Origin of the sequence: Paraburkholderia sp. LEh10 (assembly GCF_017814945.1) — a bacterium.
In the GTDB taxonomy this organism is placed as follows: domain Bacteria; phylum Pseudomonadota; class Gammaproteobacteria; order Burkholderiales; family Burkholderiaceae; genus Paraburkholderia.
In genome coordinates this window covers 1-18,262 of sequence record NZ_JAGIPX010000108.1, presented here as the reverse complement: position 1 = coordinate 18,262, position 18,262 = coordinate 1, and the positions used below count along the sequence as shown (strand labels likewise).

Below are 18,262 nucleotides of genomic sequence, written 5' to 3'. Positions count from 1 at the left end.
TCGTGAATCGGCATGCCGCCGTTATTGAGGATCTCGATCTTGCGCGGATCGACGTCGAGGCAGAAGACGTCGTTGCCGACTTCGGCAAGACATGCGCCCGTGACGAGACCTACGTAACCCGTGCCGATAATGGTGATTTTCATACGCGACTGGCTATCCCCTGCCTTCAAGCGAAGCAACCTGCAAAGACAGCTGACTCGTCCAAGTGCTGTACTTCAATAGTCCTCAGGCGCATTCACGCCATCGGCCAACACTTCCTGTACCTCCGAAGCACTCGATGACGGACTACCGCTCCCAAAGAGCCGCCAAGCATACGAATCCCGCACTCGACTTACCCGCCAATACCCGAACCGTTTTCGCCAATCCCATCTCGTTTTTCAGCACCACCACCGGCCCGCTCGCCGCGAACATCCGCCCCGCGAACGCACTTTTCCAACAAAACCGCAACCAGGGTGAACTCTGAGCGATAATGTCGGTCCATTCCGGGTTGGATTGCTGTTCGCGCCGCTGACCAGGTCACGTGAACATCTCACCCGAGCAACCTCGAAAAGCCTGTGCAAACGCGCCGCCATACGCGACACATGCTTGAAGTTGCACAGAACACCCCACGCCTCCTGAACCCACGCTGCGCCACTCACGGCACTGTTCCCAGGAAGCGCTTCACCAACAAATCACGCATGCAGGCATCAAAATCCCGGCTGATCGAACTGGACTTCTTCCGAGGGCTGGTTCTTATATTTATCGTCGTCGATCACATCGGCGGCAGCATCCTCTCGCGTGCGACGCTGCACGCGTACGCGCTGTGCGACGCGGCGGAAGTCTTCGTCTTCCTCGGCGGCTTCGCGACCGCTATGGCCTATGCATCGCTAGCGCGAAACCGCACTGAAGCCGACGCGCGCACCCGGTTCCTCAAGCGCGCGCTCGAGCTATATAGGGCATTTCTGATCACCGCCATCCTGATGCTGCTGGTCAGCGCGTTGATGAGCGCGTTCAGCATCGACGCGCCCAACATGGCGACGACCGATCTCGACGACATGATGGACACGCCCGCCGTCGTCCTGCGCGACATCCTGCTGTTCCGTCGTCAGCCGTATCTGGCGTCCGTTCTGCCGATGTACGCGTTCTTCGCGTTCGCCGTGCCCGCGATTCTGCCGCTCGCGCGCAACAAGCCGTGGCTGCTGCTCGCGGGCAGTCTCGCTTTATGGGCGGTTGCGCCGTCAATGCTGCCGCAGCTGCCCGTCGCCGAAGACGCGCAATGGGACTTCAACCCGTTCGCGTGGCAATTGATGTTCGTGCTGGGCGTGATCGCGCAGGCTCAGCCCGTCTATCAGCGCGCAAGCGCGCATCGACACGGCTGGATGTTGACGGCGCTCGCTTGCGCGATCGTCGCGTGCGCCGCGTGGTTCAAGCTGTTCGTGGAAGTGGAGCCGCTCGACGGCAGCCTCAAGCAGAATCTGTCGTGGCTGCGCGCCCTGAATTTCCTCGCGATCGCGTGGCTCGTCGCGAACATGGTGCGCTTCGGCTGGGCCAGGGCGCTCGCGCAGCGCCTGCCGTGGGTCGGCCTCGTCGGACGCAAGGGTCTGCTGTGTTTTATCGCAGGCACGGTGATCTCGCTCGTCGTCGATTCACTGCTGTACACGGCGACAAGCGGTTATCTGAATGTACCGCTCGGCCTCGCCGCCGATGCCGTCGCGATCGGTTCGCTGCTCGCCGTCGCCAAAGTGTCCGTGCCCATCTCACGCGTGCGGACGCCGCGTCTGCGCGGCTCGGGCCCGGCGTGACGGGACGTGACGGGAAGATAAGGCAGGCGGAAGACGTCGAATCAAAAGAAGAAAGAAAGCCGCCCGGAAACGGCCCGGGCGGCTCGACGGCCTATCGCTCGACCCACTCGGTCCACAACACCATCAGCACCGTCATCAGCGCGGGGCCGACGAACAGCCCCAGCAGCCCGAACGTTTCCGCGCCGCCAAGAATGCCGAACAGCACGAGCAGGAACGGCAGCCGCGCGGAACTGCCGATCAGCACGGGCCGAACGAAGTGCTCGGCAATGAACACGACGACAAAGCCGAACACCGCGAGACCGATCGCCGGCACCAGCGTCCCTTGCATGATGAAGAGCCACAGCGCCGCGCCGCAGAACACGAGCGGCGCGCAAAACGGCAGCATCGCGGCAATCGCGGTCACGAAGCCGAGCAGCGCGGCATGTGGTACACCCGTCAGCATGTACGCGACGAGCAGCAGCGCGCCTTCGCCGATCCCCACCACCACGAGCCCCGACACCGTGCCACGCACGGCAGCCGCCATCCGTTCGACGAGATGCAGGCCGTCATGGCCGAACGCGCGCTGCACGCCCTTCATCAGCGAGCCCGACAGCCGCGGCCCCGCCTGAAAGATCACGAACAGCGTGACGAGCATGAAGCCGAACAGCATCAGCGCGTGCGCGGCGCGCGCGCCGAAATGCCGGCCGAACGTGACGACGGCTCCGCCGTGCAAGCCCTTCATCGCAGGCGAATCACGCAACGGCTGCGCGAGATTCTCCTGCCACCAGTGCTCGATCTGCATCGCGCCGAACGGCAGATGCTGCACGAAGTCGGGCACGGGAATGCCATTCTCCTGCGCGGCGCGCGCCCATTCGATCAAGTCGTGCGCTTCAGCCGCGGCCTGTGCAATGCCGATGCCGACGGGCAGCAGGAACAGCAAGCCGATCGCGACCGTCACTATCGTTGCCGTCAGCGTCGTGCGTCCCTTGCACGGACCGAATTCCTCGACCCGGTGAAAAGCCGGCCACAACGCAATCGCGATCACGCATGCCCACGCGATGGCAGGCACAAAGTCGCGGATCACCCACACGGCCAGCGCCACCATCACCGCATACAGCGTGAACGACGCGATTCGCTGCATCTTGCGGCCATCCGGCAGGTCGGCCTCGGGTGGAATGTCGTGCGGACGTTGGTTCATGTGACCTCGTGATACAGGCTCATCGCGCGTTCAACGATAACGCGCCCGGGTAAAGAAGGCAGCCATAGGCCGTATGCACAACGAGCACGCCGGGTGCCTGTCGCACGCGCCCCGGCGCTGCCAGGCGCTCATCTTAATGGATGCCGCCAGCGCCGGGCCAACGGTTAACTGACCCGGCCCTTTTCCGCGCCCTCATACAACAGTTCGTTGCATGTTTGCATGCAATCGTCTTGACAGCCCGCAAATCCGCTTCGTACCGTTCGCGCACGTACCGGGTTTCCCATTATTGCGGAAACGGGAAGAGTGTTTCTACGCAAGCACAATGGCTCTTACGCGCGCGCGGGACTAAATTCGGCGCACCACAACTACGGAGCCGTCATGATGACCTTGGAGTGTTTACCGTTGATGGGCGCCGACGGGTTACGCATCGAGATTCTCGAGCACTCTGACACGACGCTGGTGATCCGCTGGGTCGAGCCCGGTCGCTGTCACTATGGCGAACAGCGCTGGCGCCGCCGCTCGGCGCACAGTTCGGGCACTTGCGCCGTGTCGCGCCGCAAGATTCGACGCGGCGACGCGGTCTTCAAGCCGGCCGAGCGCCCCGCGCCCGCCAACGCGAAGGCGATGATCGCCGCCGAAGTACTCGAACACGCGCTCGCGGCATAACCGACGTTTCAGGCAACAATCGACATCAAAGGCTCGCTGACAGGCTCCGAGGCAAGATCGCGAACGTCATCGGATACAGCGGGCCATTGTTGCGCGTGCAGATTGCGCCTGCCGATCGCGCCTGCCGATCGCGCCTGCAGATTGCGCCTGCTGATTGCGCCTGCTGATTGCGCCTGCCGATTGCCCGTGCTGAATGCGTGTGCTGATTGCGCCAGTTAATCCGTCGAATGCTCGACGAGGAAGCGGCACACCTCGCGATGCATCCATTGCACGCCCGGACTCGTCGCCAGCGCACGCCACGAGCCGTGTACGAGGCCGACGCCCACGGGTGCATATGCCTCGCCGCCCGCAGCACGGATGCGCTCCGCGAAGACCCGCGCATCGTCGCACAACGGATCGTGCTCGACGCCGATCGCAAGCGTCGGCGGCAACCCGTCGTAGCGCGATGCTTCGAGCGGAACGGTCCACGCTGAGGCCGCCAGATCGGCTGCGCGCGTGCCCCAATAGAGCGCGCCGTAGCGGCGCACATCGGCGAGTGTGAGCATCGGCGCATCGGCTTGCGTGTCGCGCGCGGGCAATTGAGGCTCGATGCCCAGCATCGGGTACACCAGCGCGACGCTCCGCACGCCTGCGATCCCCTCATCGCGCAAACGCATCGCGACGCTCGCCGCGAGCGTGCCACCCGCGCTATCGCCCGCCAGTTGCAGCGAACCCGGCAGCGCGCCGAACGGCAAGCGTCCGTTCAGCGCGGCGCGCGTGACGGCGAGGCAATCGTCGTGCGCGGCGGGCGCCGGATGTTCAGGCGCGAGCCGATAGTCGACGGCCACCACGCACAAGCCCGTATCGGCCGCGATGCGTGCCGTGATCAGCGCGTGGCTCTCCAGCGAGCCGACGACAAAACCGCCGCCATGAAAATACAGCACCGTGCCCTTCGACTGCTCGCGCTCCGCGCTCGCGTACAGGCGCAATCCGAACACATGCCCATCCGGTGACATGAACGGCGCGTCGTGAGTCGTCACGCCGTCGGGCAACGGCGGCGTGAACGCTGCCGCCAGGCGCTCGTACATCGCACGCTGCCCGCTGATCGGCGCTGCCGGGCGATCGGCGGGATAAAGCGCCTTCGTGCGTTCAACGAATGCAACGATTTCAGGTTCGAGCATCGCGGGTGACTCCGTTCGAGCGTTGGCCGATGATGCCTGCGAATGGAAGCACGCTACTTGCGCATCTGCGACGGCAGTCCGATCACCCGGCCGGCGTAGAGAGGCGCGGGCAGTGCCGCCTGCGCGCCAGCCAGCGCGTGCACGCGCGCTTGAACATCGCTATCGAACACGGCGGATCGTGGCCCGCGCGTATCGACGTGCAACAACATTTGTTCACCCGCGGCCACGGGCTCGTCGCCATCGTCCGCGAACATTTCGAGGTACAGGTGCATCCGCTTCGCGTCGTGCGCAAGCACGCGCATCTCGACCCGAACGCGTGCGCCTTCCTTGATTTCGTGCAGATAGCTGATATGCGCTTCGAGCGTGTAGATCGAGCGGCCGCGTGCCTTGCGCACGGCGTCGTCGAGACCGATCTGGTCGATCAGCGCATCGGTGGCGAAGCTGAAAATCAGCATATAGAACGCATCGCGCAAATGGCCGTTGTAGTCGACCCACTCGGCGCGTACTACGTCGTGATACGCCGGCAATGCTGCATGTCGCGCCATGGCGATTGTCTCCGTCGCTTGGAATGTCGCCATGAATGGCGCTATGAAATGTCGCTATGAAATAGCGTTATGAAGCGCGCTTTCGTTGTCGTTCAGCGCTTTCATTGTCGTTCACGCGCGCGACAACCTGCTTCGCCTGTCCCGCGCATGCAGCCATCTTACGCGACGTCATTCGTCGGCGCGCAAGCCGTGCCGCGCCTTCGTCTGCGCAATCGCGTCCAGCACGTTTGTGATGCACTCGTCGCGATAGCGTTCGAGCTGCTTGATCGAGCGCGGACCAACCTGTTCGGCCGTTCCATCCACCACGCGGTCGATCAGCTGATCCGTCAGCTTCGGCGCAACGAGCTTCGTCCATGGCAACTCGAGCGCGGGCCCGAACTGCTGCATGAAATGGCGCATGCCCGCATCGCCGCCCGCCAGCGTGTACGTGAGGAACGTCCCCATGAACGACCAGCGGATGCCCGCCCCGAAACGGATCGCATCGTCGATTTCACCCGTTGTCGCAACGCCTTCATCGACGAGATGCAACGCCTCGCGCCATAGCGCTTCGAGCAGCCGGTCGGCGATGAAGCCGGGCACTTCCTTGCGCACATGCAGCGGCCGCATGCCGAGCGAGCGATAGATGCTCATCGCGGCATCGACGGCGGCAGGCGCCGTCCGCTCGCCGCCCAGCACTTCGACGAGCGGCAGCAGATACACGGGATTGAATGGATGCCCGACGATGCAACGCTCGGGATGCAACGCGCGCGCATAGAAGTCGGTCGGCAACAGACCTGACGTCGACGAAGCGATGATCGCGTCGGGCTTCGCCGCGCGACTGATCTGCTCGTGCAGCGCGAGCTTGAGTTCCTCCCGCTCGGGCGCGCTTTCCTGAATGAAGTCCGCGTCCGCAACGCATGCTGCGATCGTCTCCACGAAGCGCAAGCGATCCTGCGAAGCGCCTTGCGCAAGTCCGACGCGCTCCAGCGCGGGCCACGCGTTCGCGACGTTGTCGCGCAACTGCTTTTCCGCGCCCGGCGCGGGGTCCCACGCGATCACGTCGAGGCCTTGCGCGAGCGCGCGCGCAACCCAACCGCTGCCGATTACGCCCGCGCCGATTGCTGCGAATGTCTTGATGTCGGTGATCACTGCCATTGCCGAAAATCCTCTGTGATTGATCAAAAGCGTCATGCGAACTGTTCGACGGCACGCTTCTCCAGCAGCCGTTCGCCGCGCGCGGGCAAGCCGAGTTTCTTGCGGCCCTCGGCGGGCGTCAGCGCGCGGCCGCCCAGTCGCTCGATGATCTCGACTGCGCGCGTGACCAGCGTTGCGTTGGTCGCGGGCACGCCCCTGTCGAGCCAGATGTTGTCTTCAAGACCGACACGCACATGGCCGCCGAGCAACATCGCCTGCGCAACCATCGGCATCTGCATGCGGCCGATGCCGAAGCCCGCCCATTGCGCACCCGCCGGCAAGTTGTCGACCATCGCCTTCATCGTCGTCGTATCGGCGGGCGCGCCCCACGGAATGCCCAGGCATAACTGGAATAACGGCGGCGCATCGAGCAGCCCTTCTTTCAACAACTGCTTGGCGAACCACAGGTGGCCCGTATCGAAGATCTCCAGCTCCGGCTTGACGCCGAGTTCCTGAATGCGCTTTGCGCCTGCGCGCAACTGGGCGGGCGTCGAAACATAGATATAGTCGCCGTCGCCGAAATTGAGCGTGCCGCAATCGAGCGTGCAGATTTCCGGCAACAGTTCTTCGACATGCGCAAGCCGCGTCAGGCCGCCGACGAGATCGGTGCCCGCGCCGAAACGCATCGGATCTTCGCCAGGGCCGATCTCCAGATCGCCGCCCATGCCCGCCGTCAGATTGATGATGACGTCCGTATTCGCCGAACGAATGCGATCGACCACCTCGCGATACAGATTCGGGTCGCGGCTGCCTCGTCCCGTTTTCGGATCTCGCACATGACAGTGCGCGACAGTCGCGCCCGCTTTGGCGGCCTCGATCGCCGCATCGGCAATCTGTTTCGGCGTGACGGGAATGGCGGGATGCTTGCCGACGGTGTCGCCTGCGCCCGTCACGGCGCAGGTCACGATCACTTCATGGTTCATGCTTGTCATTCCTGTGAGCTGGGTGGATCTGAAAAGTCGCAATACAAAGTACTGGTGCTGCCTGAAGTCCTGAAAGAGGCGTCTGAATCCGGCGGTCAAAGCCCCAGCCAGGATTTAACGGCGGGCAATCCCTCCTTGCCGTCATATGTCTTTACGCCGGCCAGCCATTGGTCGAGTACTTGCGGGTTCTTTTTCAAATACGCTTTGGCGGCTTCGGCGGGCTTCTCCTTGTTCATCACCGACTGCATCACGACGTTTTCGATTTGCGTCGTAAAGCGCAGATTGCTGACGAGCTTGCCGGCGTTCGGGCAACGCGTCATAAAGTCAGGCGACGTCAGCGTATAGACGCGCGCTTCGCCATCGTTAGGACCGAATACGCCTTCGCTTCCGCTCAGGTATTTCATATCGAGCTGAATGTTCATCGGATGCGGCTGCCAGCCGAGAAAGACGACCCATTTCTTCTCCCGCACCGCGCGCTCGACCGTGACGAGCATGCCCGCCTCGCTCGATTCGATCAGCCTGAAGCCGCCGAGGCCGAACTGGTTGGTCGCGATCATCTTCTGGATCGCGGCATTCGCACTGCTGCCCGGCTCGATGCCGTAGATCTTTCCGTCAAGTTCCGCGCGATGCTTCGCGATATCGGCAAACGTCTTCAGCCCCGCATCGTATTCATAGGTGGGCACTGCGAATGTCGCTTTCGCCTCCGCGAGATTGGGCGGCTGCAACACGTTGATCGACTTCGACTCGATGAACGGCGTAATCGCCTTCTCCTGCACGGGCCACCAATAGCCGAGCGATACGTCGATCTGCTTGCTTTTGAGCCCCGCAAAGGAAATCGGCACCGACGACACCGTCGTCACCGGCTGATAACCCAGCCCTTCGAAGACCGTCGACGCGAGCGCCGTGGTCGACGTGATGTCCGTCCAGCCGATGTCGGAAAAGCGCACCGCGCGGCAACTCGGCGGGTCCTGCGCGAGCGCGGGCAGCGACAGTGCAGCCAGAAGGCCGGCAGCGCAGGCGGTAACGGCTTTGATGCTCAACTTCATGACGATCCCCTTCGACACGGTTCGTAGCGTGTCCTTGTGCGCCCACAATTCGAGCAGCGAGTGAGACGACCTGAAAACGTGGTGTGCATCAAAGGTACAAATCCATATTCCGGCAAAATCGACCGCGAGCGACGCGTTCTTGCTCGCCCGCGACCATGAGGGAAAACCAGCATGCGTCGTCACGCGGCTGCGTGCGCCGCGAGGGCTCGCTGCGTTTGTGCGCTGCGCCATGTCCGTTAGCGATTTTTACGTTGCTTGCCGCATCGCATGACACTTGCTACGCTCGCCCGATCCGACGAATCCCGTCGCCCTGACATCGAAAAGATCGCACGATGCCCGAAGACATTTCGTTCCTGCTGCTGCCCGGCTTTTCGGCTATCGGCTCGATGTCGGCCATCGAGCCCTTGCGCGTCGCGAATCGCTTTCGCGAGGATCTGTATCGCTGGCACATACTGAGCGTGGACGGCGCGCCCGTCGCGGCGAGCAACGGCATTTCGATCAACGCGGAAGCGGCATTCGGGGACGTTGCGCATACGCAAACGTTGTTCGTGGTGGCGGGCTTCGATCCGCTCGCGTGCTACAGCCGCGCGCTCGGCGACTGGCTCAAGCGGCTTGACCGCGCTCACGCTACGCTCGGCGGCATCGACACGGGCGCATTCGTGCTCGCCGAAGCAGGCGTGCTGCGCGCGGCCGACCGCGTGACCTTGCATTGGGAAGCGCTTTCCGCCTTTCGCGAGCGCTATCCGGGCGTCGAGGCGAGCGAGGAGCTGTTCGAAATCGGCCCGCGGCGCATCACGTGCGCGGGCGGCACGGCGTCGATCGACATGATGCTCGACCTCATTGCGCGCAGCCACGGCGCGGCGCTTGCTTCGTCGATTTCCGGGCAGTTCGTGCTGAGCCGCATCCGGCAGCGCTCCGATCATCAGCGCATGGAGATTGCCGCGCGTTACGGCGTGCACAATCCGAAGCTGATACAGGTGATCAGCGTAATGGAACAGAACATGGAGGAACCGCTCGCCCCCGCCGACCTCGCTCAGGAAATCGGCGTCACGCGCCGGCAACTCGAGCGACTCTTTTGTTCTTCGCTCAAGGACACGCCGACGCATTTCTATCTGCAATTACGGCTCGATCGCGCGCGCGAGCTATTGCAGCAGACCGATATGTCGATTACGGCGATTTGCGTCGCGTGCGGGTTCGAATCGCCGTCGCATTTCTCGCGAACCTATCGCGCGAGATTCGGCGCGAGCCCCAGGCGTGACCGCAGTCCGTTGCGCTCGGCAACGGGCGGCCAATCCAATGAAAATGTGGCGAGGCCGCGCGCGTAAGCGGCCTCGCCACCCATGCGCGCGTCCCCTTTCAACGACACGCGTATCGATCGAAGAAGCGATCAATGAGCCGGTCTCGCGCGCCTGTGATCGCTCATCGCGTGACCCTCGTCGTATTCGCGTGAGATGTCCTTGTTCGTGTAGTCGCCCATCTTCCACGCAGCCGCCACGCTGAGCACCGCGCATACGAAGATATAGCCCGCGATCGCATAGCCTGAGTGGTAGTAGGCGAAAAGCGCGGTCGCGATCAATGGCGCGGGTCCCCCCGCAATCACGGACGCCAGCTGATAGCCGAGCGATGCGCCGCTATAACGCAGCCGTCCCGTGAACGACTCGGCAATCAGGGCCGCCTGCGGACCGTACATCATCGAATGCGGCACCAGCGAAAGCACGATGGCCGCGAAGATCCAGACGGTGTTCCGGGTATCGACCATGCCGAAATAGACAAAGCCGAATATGCCGGCAGCGGCCGCGCCGATCATATACATCCGCCGGCGCCCGATCAGATCGGACACGTGACCGAAGAACGGAATCGTGAAGAACTCCAGCAAGGAAGCAGCCAGCACGGCCGTGAGCAGCAGGTCGCGGGTCACGCCGAGCGACCTCACGCCATAGGTGAAGACAAAGGCCGTATAGATATAGAAAGGCGCCTGCTCGGCCATCCGCGCAAAGGCGGAGAGAAAAATGTCCTTCGGCTGCCGGCGCAATACTTCGAGCATCGGCGTCTTTTCGATTTTTTGCTCGGCAACGAGCTTTGCAAAGAGCGGCGTCTCCAGGATATTCAAGCGAATATAAAGGCCAATTGCGACCAGCACGATGCTGAGGAAGAACGGCACTCGCCAGCCCCACGTGAGAAAAGCATTGCCGGAAAGCTGACTCAGCGCCAGCACCGCCAGATTGGCGATGAAGAGCCCCGCAGGCACGCCGAATTGCGGCCATGACGCGACGAACCCGCGATGCGAGTTCGTGCGTGCCCATTCCATCGACATCAATACGGAACCGCCCCATTCGCCGCCGACGCCGACACCCTGAATGAAGCGCAGCACAGTAAGCACGACGGCGCCCCAGATGCCGATTGTCGCGTACGTCGGGACGAACGCAACGGCAAACGTCGCAAGTCCCATCAGCAGCAGCGTGACGATCAGCGTGGCCTTGCGTCCAATGCGATCGCCATAGTGCCCGAAAATGGCCGCGCCGACGGGTCGCGCGATAAAGCCGACGGCGTAGATGAGAAAGGCCTGCAATGTGCCGACGAGCGGGTCCGATTCCGGAAAATACAGCTTCGCGAAAACGAGACCCGTGACAATGCTGTAAAGGAAGAAGTCGTACCATTCGATCGTGGTGCCGATCGTGCTGGCAATGACTGCACGGCGCAATTGCCGCCGGTAGTCCTCATCCGATAGGGGCGTCGCCCCGGGTTGCGCGGCAGCCATTTCGACCCCCTAAAAAGGGCAACATCCTGTATTGACAACCAGCCCTACAGGAGGTTCCGAAATGCATCATGCCGTGAGGGATTCCGATGTGCTCGGAATGCCTTAATGGTTATTACCAGGCTGGAGGATGGATACAACCGACAAACGCGCGCTTCTCGCCGGAAGAAACCGGCGAGAAATCTTGTGCCCCTTTTCAGCTTCGCTGTTTCCGAAGCTCTTGCAGAATCGCGACGGCCGCGCGCGCTGCGACTTCACAACCCAGCACGATATGTTCGTCGGCCGTATTTTCGATGAAGTCATGGCTGACTCCGCCGATGCTCGGCACGAAGAGCATGCACGCAGGCAGATGATGCGCGATCACCTGCGCGTCGTGAGAAGCGCCGCTCGGCATGCGTTCCCATTGCCCCGGCGCGAGCGCCTCGGCAGCGTTCGCCAGATGCTGCTGAAGCGCGCCGTCCATGACAACGGGCTCTTCCGGCTGATCGCACGCGAAGATTTCGACTGTCACCTTGTATTGCGCATTGAATTCGCGGGCGAGCGCCGCGAGCGCGGCTTCCATCGCGCTCAGACGCCGTGCGTTCGCGTCCCGGAACTGCAGATACATGTCGGCCTGGCCAGGCACGACGCTGAACGACCCGGGGTCGAGTTCGATACGGCCGACTGTCCAGACCGTATCGGCGTCGGCGATCTGCCGGAAGGCTTCGTCCATCCGTGAGATGAAAGCGACCAGCGCCGCTCCGGCGTCGCGGCGAATCGACATCGGCGTGGGCCCGCGTGATTGCGCTGCCCGGTAAAGCGCAGCCTCACTTCGCGTATGCCGACGATCGTCGTCACGACGCCAATCGACTTGCCTGCGGCTTCGAGCCTGCCGCCCTGCTCGATATGCGGCTCCATGTACGCACCATGGCGCGTCTGATCGACGCGCACACGCGGGACTGCTTCGAGTCCGGCGCGCGACAGCGCGTCGCGAAGCAGCAGACCTTCGCGATCGCGCGCGCTGCCGATCGCGTCGTCGACGGGTTCCCCGACAAAGCTGCGGCTGCCGAGGAAGGACGAAAAGGTGCCTTCCTCGTCCATCCACGATGCGACATCCACGGCGAGATGTTTCGTCTCGTCACTTTCGGCCAGCGCGCGAGCAATCTCGATCCCGTAGATCACGCCCAATGCGCCGTCGAGCCAGCCGCCCGTCGGTTGCGTGTCGGTGTGTGAACCGATCAGAAGCGCCGGCCCGCTCTGCGGGGAGCGGCCGAACACCGTCCCCACGCCGTCGATGGCGGCGCTCAGGCCCGCGTCCGTCATCCGCCCGGCGAGCCAACGGCGCGACTGCATGTCGACGGGCGACAGCGCCAGTCGCACGACTCCCGATCCCGTCGCGCCGAAACTGCGAAGCTGCCTGAGATCGTTCAATAAACGGTCAGCGTTGATCTTCAACTCTGTTTATCCCTTTTGCGAGTTGTTCCTGAATCACGGCATCGTAGCATCGCCGATCAATCGGGAAAGATCACGCTCACGCATCGCGATCTAGAAGGAATGCCGCATGCCGATCCGCACATCGGCTTGCGTCGTCGTGGTCGACGGCGTAAAGCTATAGCCGATCACTGCATCGACGCCGCTCGATGCCTTCAGATAATCGCCGGAAATATACACGTCGGTGCGCTTCGACAGCAGATAGTGCGCACCAAGCGAACCCTGATTCCAGTGGTGTCCTTCGAAGTTCGTGTACTGATAGCCGCCGATCACGCTGAACGCGGGCGTCACCTGCCAGCTCGCACCGCCTTCTCCCACCTTCATATGCGACGTGACACCAAGGCCCTTGATCGTCGTGTATGAGAAGTTGCCCATCAGCGTCACGTCGCCGATCGCATAGCTCGATCCGATGCCGAATGCGCCCTGCCTGTCGACAGGAAACGGCGTGCTCGAAAAGAGATCGGTTCGCGCGCCCGTCGCGGGATCGACGGTGACAGTCGGCTGGCCGAGGAACGTGTGCACGCCGATCATCGCGTACGGATCGAACGCATAGATGCCGTGCGGATTGTTCAGCTGCGTATAGGCGGCGCCCGCGGTGAACGCCCCGTTCGCGTAGTGCGCTCCGACGCTCCAGGCGCTGTCCTGATGGAAGTTGCCCGCGACATTGCCGAACGAGTACATGCCCCCGAACATGAAGCCCGCAAACTCATTCGACAGGAACTTCACCGAGTTCGGCAGGCGGTCGCCATTGAAGCGGTCGAAGTCGCCCTGATGGATCGCATAGCCGCTCCCCCACGCCGAGATGTTGTACAGGTACACCATCTCTTCCGTCATATCGAGCTGGTTGCCGAACGACAGCGTGCCCCATTCGTTCTTCAGCCCCACATAAGCCTGGCGCCCGAAAAGCGTGCTGCCGAAGCCCAGTTGACCGTTGCCGAGATGAAAGCCGCTTTCGAGCACGAAGACGGCCTGCAGACCGCCGCCGAGATCCTCCGTGCCTTTCAAGCCGAAGCGGTTGCCGTACGAGATGCCATCGTCAAACTTGAACACATGCGCGCCACCCGTGTTGTTGACCCAGGTGATGCCCGCATCGATGACACCATATAGCGTGACGCTGCTTTGCGCATGACTCACGTTCGACACACCGGCGAGCGCAAGCGCGACGCCGGTCAGGGCTGCGGCATTCAGTTTTTTCATTGTGGTGTTCTCTCTTGCCTGGCAATAAAGGTATAGGAATGCGAAGTGGTGTTCGCGACGCGTGCAATCCGCACGACGATCAATGCACAGTACAAGCGCATATTTAAGGTGACTCGACCAGACACGACGGGATTTGGTCTGATAGCGACATGGGGAATTGGCTAAACACGCGGGCTTTAGCAAAACCGCGCGTCCTGATTCGACGAAAGACCGCAGGCTCCCCTGGCGTTCCGATACCACAACCACGGCGCATCGGTTCTATGCGCGCGCATATTGGGCTGTTTTACTGGATCATCCCGTTTGCCGCGCCGCGATGCGTGCGCGCGCGGCCGCGCGGAAATCCCACATCGAAATACAGAGGACTCGCATGCCCGCCACCGATCGCTCCCATCAGTTCGCGCTGACTCTTTCCTGCCCGAGCGCTGCCGGCCAGGTCGCCGCTGTCGTTGGTTTTCTCGATCGGCACCATTGCTATGTCGACGAGCTGACCGTGTTCGACGACGACATCAGCTCGCGCTTTTTCGTGCGCTGCGTGTTTCATCGCGTGGCGAGCGCACCCGAGGCGGCACTGCATATCGATACGCTGCGCCGCGAGTTTCGCCCCATTGCCGCCGACTTCGACATGAAGTGGGCCGTGCATGATCTCGAAGCGCGGCCCAAGGTGCTGATCATGGTGTCGAAGCTCGAACATTGTCTCGCCGACCTGCTGTTCCGCTGGCGCATGGGCGAACTGAAGATGGATATCGTCGGCATTGCGTCGAACCATGCCGACTTCGAACCGCTCGCCGCGCAGCACGGCCTGCCGTTCCATCATTTCCCGATCACGGCCGAAACCAAGCCACGGCAGGAAGCGCAGATTCTCGACCTGTTCGAATCGAGCGGCGCGGAACTGATGGTTCTGGCGCGCTACATGCAGATTCTCTCCGATGAAACAAGCCGCAAGCTCGCGGGCCGTGCGATCAATATCCACCACTCTTTCCTGCCCGGCTTCAAGGGCGCGCGACCGTATCACCAGGCGCATGCGCGCGGCGTCAAGCTGATCGGCGCGACGGCGCACTTCGTCACCGACGATCTCGACGAAGGCCCGATCATCGAACAGGAAGTGCAGCGCGTCGATCATTCGTATGGACCGGAACGCATGCTTGCCGTGGGCCGCGACGTCGAATGCATTACGCTCGCACGCGCCGTGAAGGCGTTCGTCGAACGGCGCGTGTTTATCAACGGCGACCGAACCGTCGTGCTTTAAAAGCACGAGCCGCCGCGTGGCATCAGCGACGCGGCGGCCAATTTCCGCTGCTCAGAAAAACGGTTTGGCCAGATAGTTCGAGAACCAGACCACGAAGACGGCCAACAGAAGCGCACCGTATGGCAGCAGTCCCCTCAAACCAGCAGGCCGCACACCGCCCTGCCACTCCATGTCCTGCGCCATGCGCGCCGGAAAGCGCCCACGGTCCTGCCAGTAGTGGCGGAACATGAACACCGGCACGATCAGCAGCATCGCGATCAGACCATTGCGCATCGTGCCCACGCCTTGCAGATCCGCGCCAGCGCCGATGAACGCGAGATCCAGATAACCACACAGCGCGCCCGCTGCAAGCAGCCACGCCGGACAGCGGAACGGACGGTCCGCATCTGCGCGATCGAGCCGGTGAATCCAGCCGGACTGAAGGTTCAGGAACACGAAGATCATGTAGCAGACGTTGGAGATCGACAGCACCGTCATGTAGTCCGACATCAGCAGCAGGATCAGATTGAAGCCGAGGTCGGTCCACATCGCGCGCGTCGGCGCGCCGTGCTCGTTGACGTGCGACAGATACTTCGGCAGCCAGCCGTCGACGGAGGCCTGATAGAGCGTACGCGACGAGCCCATCATCGACGTCATCACGATCAGCAGGATGGTCAGCATCAGCATGATGACGACCACGTCGAACATGACCGCGCCGCCGCCGACCATATGCGCCATTGCCGCGGCCACGCCGGTGCCGTCGGCGATCTTCGGATCGAGCATGCCTTTTGTGCCCAGCACGCCCTGGAAAGCGAGCGGCACCAGCGTCATCACGAGCAGACACGCGATGCCGGACCAGAAAATCGCTTTTACCGTGTCGGTGCGCGGGTTGCGGAACTCGCGCGTGTAGCAGACAGCCGTCTCGAAGCCGTACGCGGCCCAGCCCGCCATGAACATCGCGCCGAATGCCATCGTGACGCCCGCGCCGTTCCACGAGCCGAACGTCGATGCCGTGAGATTGCCCTGTGCGTCGTGTCCAAGCGGCATCAGCGGCCATAGATGCGCGGCGGGCACGTCGCCCGTCACGAACGGCACGATGCCGACGATCAGCAACGGCGCGAGCGACGCAATGCCGAGGATTCGCTGCGTCTTCGCGGCTTTCGAAGCGCCGCTATGTTGCAATTTGAACGTGATCAGCAGGAAGATGGCCGCGATAATGAACGTCGCGTTGATCCGCAGAGAAAGACCCTGCTTGATGAAGCTCAGGTCGAGCAGCGTCAGGCGCCATGTGTTGACTGCGGCATCGGGTGCGTAGAGGCTCGAGAGCGCATAGTTCGCGGCGAGGCCCGTGCCCAACGCGAGCATCGGCGACCACGCAAGCCAGTTGCACCACACCGATACGGGTGCAATGGTCTTGCTGTAGCGCACCCAGGCCATCGCGCCGTACACGGACGCGCCGCCCGACTTGTGCGGAAAAAGCCCTGAAATTTCGGCGTAAGTTGCGCTTTGAATCAGGCCCATCAGGATTGCCGCGACCCAGACGGCCCATGCGGGTTGACCGATCGTCGCCGACACGCCGCCGATCGTGAACAGCACGCCGCCCGGCACGCCGCTCGTTACCCAAAATGCGTCCTTCCACGTGAGGCCCCGTTGCAGCGAATGGCCCTCATGTGCGGCGCTCTCCGCTGCGCCTTCGATACTGCGCGTGCGCAGTCTTGCCTGATCCATCCAGAGTCTCCTTGGTTGTTATTAAAGAGCCTGCGCGCTGGCTGGAACACAAACGACCGTGACATCCGCGATGCGGATATGCGCGCAGCGCATCATCCGCATCGCTATAAACGCTCGTGACGACGCGTTAGAGAAAGACGGTTACTGTGCTCCCACCCAGCTGTTCACGCGGTCGCCGTGTGCGGCGATCCACGATCCGGCTGCGTCGGCGGGCTTGGCGCCATTCTCCGTCGCCAGCATCACGCTGTCGATTTCGCCCGGCTTCCATTGAAACTTCTTGAGGAACGCGACGACTTGCGGAGCCTTCGTGTCGAGTCCCGGGTTGACGACGCTATCCACATGCTCTGAATCGCCGTACACCTTCTTCGGGTCGTCGAGGAACTTCAGCTTCCACTTTGCGAACATCCAGTGCGGCACCCAACCTGTGACGATCACAGGCTTGCTGGCGTTCATCGAGCGCGCGAGTTCCGCGGTCATTGCGCTGCCCGAGCTCGGCATCAGTTGATAGTCGAGGTTATAGGCCTTGATTGCATCGGCCGTTTTTTTCATCACGCCCGCACCGGCATCGATGCCGACGATGCGGCCCGAGAAGTCTGCCTTATGTGCCTGCAGGTCGCTGATGCTTTTTTCCGGCACGTCCGCAGGGACGATCAGGCCAATCTTCGCATCTGTATAGTTGGCTCCCAAGTCCTGCACCTTCCCCTTGAACTGATCCCAGTACGCGCCGTGCGTGACGGGCAGCCACGCGGACAGCGTCGCGTCGAGGTCACCGCGCGCGACGCCCTGCCACATGATGCCCGCGGCGACGGGCACGAGCTGCACCGGATAGCCGAGGCGCTTCTCGATGATCTGGGCGGCGACGTTTGAAGTGGCGACGCTGTCGTCCCAGCCTTCGACGTAACCGATCTTGATGGTCGGTTTCGTGTCCGCGGTGGCGACTCCGATGGCGCTCATCGTGGCGATCAGCGCCCCGCATAACATCAGTTTTTTCAGGTGCTTCATAGTCGATCTCCTTGTGGCCGCACGCGCGGTGTAACTTTAGAATCGCTAACCAGAATGCATAAGGTGGTCGGGTTTGCGACGGGGATTTGTCTGTATGCGACGCAATTGGGTTTTGGGTCGCGGGCATCCGCGAGTGCGGTTCGCTTTGCCTTGCGCGGGCAATCCGCGAATGCGGTTCGCTTTGCCCTGCGCGGGCATTCGCGATGCGGTTCGCTTTGCCCTTCGCGGGCAATCCGCGAATGCGGTTCGCTTTGCCCTTCGCGGACATCCGCGATGCGGTTCGCCTTGCCCTTCGCGGGCATTCGCGATGCGGTTCGCCTTGCCCTTCGCGGGCATTCGCGATAGCGCCTCGCGGCGCAGGCGTTGCCCCTGTGCGGGGCGGCACCTACTTTCTTTGCCGCGGCAAAGAAAGTA

16 protein-coding genes and 1 pseudogene are annotated in these 18,262 nt (G+C 62.6%); 5 read left to right on the top strand and 12 right to left on the bottom strand.

What is annotated here, in order from left to right; all coding sequences use genetic code 11:
- Window positions 1–143 (bottom strand): 2-dehydropantoate 2-reductase N-terminal domain-containing protein (locus tag J8I87_RS41025; RefSeq protein ID WP_280923127.1); only part of this gene is annotated, 143 nt, incomplete at its 3' end.
- A 134-nt stretch (window positions 144–277) separates the two neighbouring features.
- Between J8I87_RS41025 and J8I87_RS41020 the strand changes: the two genes are divergently transcribed.
- Together J8I87_RS41020 and J8I87_RS41015 are read left to right on the top strand one after the other, a co-directional pair.
- Window positions 278–463 (top strand): hypothetical protein, encoded by a 186-nt coding sequence (locus J8I87_RS41020; RefSeq protein WP_209938199.1) that lies wholly within the window; start codon window positions 278–280, stop codon window positions 461–463.
- A gap of 214 nt (window positions 464–677) precedes the next feature.
- A complete protein-coding gene (locus tag J8I87_RS41015) occupies window positions 678–1,781 on the top strand; it encodes an OpgC domain-containing protein (protein ID WP_209938198.1) in 1,104 nt (367 codons plus the stop codon).
- A 91-nt stretch (window positions 1,782–1,872) separates the two neighbouring features.
- Here J8I87_RS41015 and J8I87_RS41010 read toward each other — a convergent pair whose 3' ends face one another.
- Complete coding sequence (locus J8I87_RS41010; RefSeq protein ID WP_209938196.1) at window positions 1,873–2,958, bottom strand: AI-2E family transporter; 1,086 nt, start codon at window positions 2,956–2,958, stop codon at window positions 1,873–1,875.
- A 381-nt stretch (window positions 2,959–3,339) separates the two neighbouring features.
- Here J8I87_RS41010 and J8I87_RS41005 point away from each other — a divergent pair, with 381 nt between their 5' ends.
- Window positions 3,340–3,624, top strand: coding sequence for a DUF3331 domain-containing protein (locus J8I87_RS41005; RefSeq protein ID WP_209938200.1), 285 nt, complete (start codon window positions 3,340–3,342; stop codon window positions 3,622–3,624).
- A 215-nt stretch (window positions 3,625–3,839) separates the two neighbouring features.
- Here J8I87_RS41005 and J8I87_RS41000 read toward each other — a convergent pair whose 3' ends face one another.
- From J8I87_RS41000 to J8I87_RS40980, 5 genes are all read right to left on the bottom strand, one after another.
- A complete protein-coding gene (locus J8I87_RS41000; RefSeq protein ID WP_209938194.1) occupies window positions 3,840–4,784 on the bottom strand; it encodes an alpha/beta hydrolase in 945 nt (314 codons plus the stop codon).
- Between the two features lie 53 nt (window positions 4,785–4,837).
- Window positions 4,838–5,329: a thioesterase family protein gene (locus J8I87_RS40995; protein ID WP_209938192.1), complete on the bottom strand. Its 492-nt coding sequence runs from the start codon at window positions 5,327–5,329 to the stop codon at window positions 4,838–4,840.
- Window positions 5,330–5,497: 168 nt separating this feature from the next.
- The gene (locus J8I87_RS40990) at window positions 5,498–6,463 is read right to left on the bottom strand and encodes an L-carnitine dehydrogenase (RefSeq protein ID WP_209938191.1); all 966 of its coding nucleotides are present in this window, start codon (window positions 6,461–6,463) and stop codon (window positions 5,498–5,500) included.
- Between the two features lie 32 nt (window positions 6,464–6,495).
- On the bottom strand, window positions 6,496–7,425 hold the full coding sequence (locus tag J8I87_RS40985; protein ID WP_209938190.1) for a 3-keto-5-aminohexanoate cleavage protein: 930 nt from the start codon (window positions 7,423–7,425) through the stop codon (window positions 6,496–6,498).
- A 95-nt stretch (window positions 7,426–7,520) separates the two neighbouring features.
- Complete coding sequence (locus J8I87_RS40980; RefSeq protein ID WP_209938189.1) at window positions 7,521–8,471, bottom strand: choline ABC transporter substrate-binding protein; 951 nt, start codon at window positions 8,469–8,471, stop codon at window positions 7,521–7,523.
- A 332-nt stretch (window positions 8,472–8,803) separates the two neighbouring features.
- Here J8I87_RS40980 and J8I87_RS40975 point away from each other — a divergent pair, with 332 nt between their 5' ends.
- Entirely contained in the window at window positions 8,804–9,796 is a 993-nt protein-coding gene (locus J8I87_RS40975) for a GlxA family transcriptional regulator (protein ID WP_209938187.1), read from the top strand.
- Window positions 9,797–9,858: 62 nt separating this feature from the next.
- Here the strand turns inward: J8I87_RS40975 and J8I87_RS40970 are convergent, their stop codons facing one another.
- From J8I87_RS40970 to J8I87_RS40960, 3 genes and pseudogenes are all read right to left on the bottom strand, one after another.
- Entirely contained in the window at window positions 9,859–11,229 is a 1,371-nt protein-coding gene (locus J8I87_RS40970) for an MFS transporter (RefSeq protein ID WP_209938186.1), read from the bottom strand.
- Window positions 11,230–11,422: 193 nt separating this feature from the next.
- A pseudogene (locus tag J8I87_RS40965) lies at window positions 11,423–12,660 on the bottom strand (Zn-dependent hydrolase).
- A gap of 90 nt (window positions 12,661–12,750) precedes the next feature.
- Window positions 12,751–13,893 (bottom strand): porin, encoded by a 1,143-nt coding sequence (locus tag J8I87_RS40960; RefSeq protein ID WP_209938184.1) that lies wholly within the window; start codon window positions 13,891–13,893, stop codon window positions 12,751–12,753.
- Window positions 13,894–14,260: 367 nt separating this feature from the next.
- Here J8I87_RS40960 and purU point away from each other — a divergent pair, with 367 nt between their 5' ends.
- Window positions 14,261–15,139, top strand: coding sequence for a formyltetrahydrofolate deformylase (purU, locus tag J8I87_RS40955; protein ID WP_209938182.1), 879 nt, complete (start codon window positions 14,261–14,263; stop codon window positions 15,137–15,139).
- 51 nt (window positions 15,140–15,190) lie between these two features.
- On the opposite strand, the gene J8I87_RS40950 is transcribed toward purU, so the two are convergent.
- Complete coding sequence (locus J8I87_RS40950; protein ID WP_209938181.1) at window positions 15,191–16,846, bottom strand: APC family permease; 1,656 nt, start codon at window positions 16,844–16,846, stop codon at window positions 15,191–15,193.
- Window positions 16,847–16,987: 141 nt separating this feature from the next.
- The gene (locus J8I87_RS40945; protein ID WP_209938180.1) at window positions 16,988–17,848 is read right to left on the bottom strand and encodes a glycine betaine ABC transporter substrate-binding protein; all 861 of its coding nucleotides are present in this window, start codon (window positions 17,846–17,848) and stop codon (window positions 16,988–16,990) included.
- Between the last annotated feature and the right edge of the window lie 414 nt (window positions 17,849–18,262).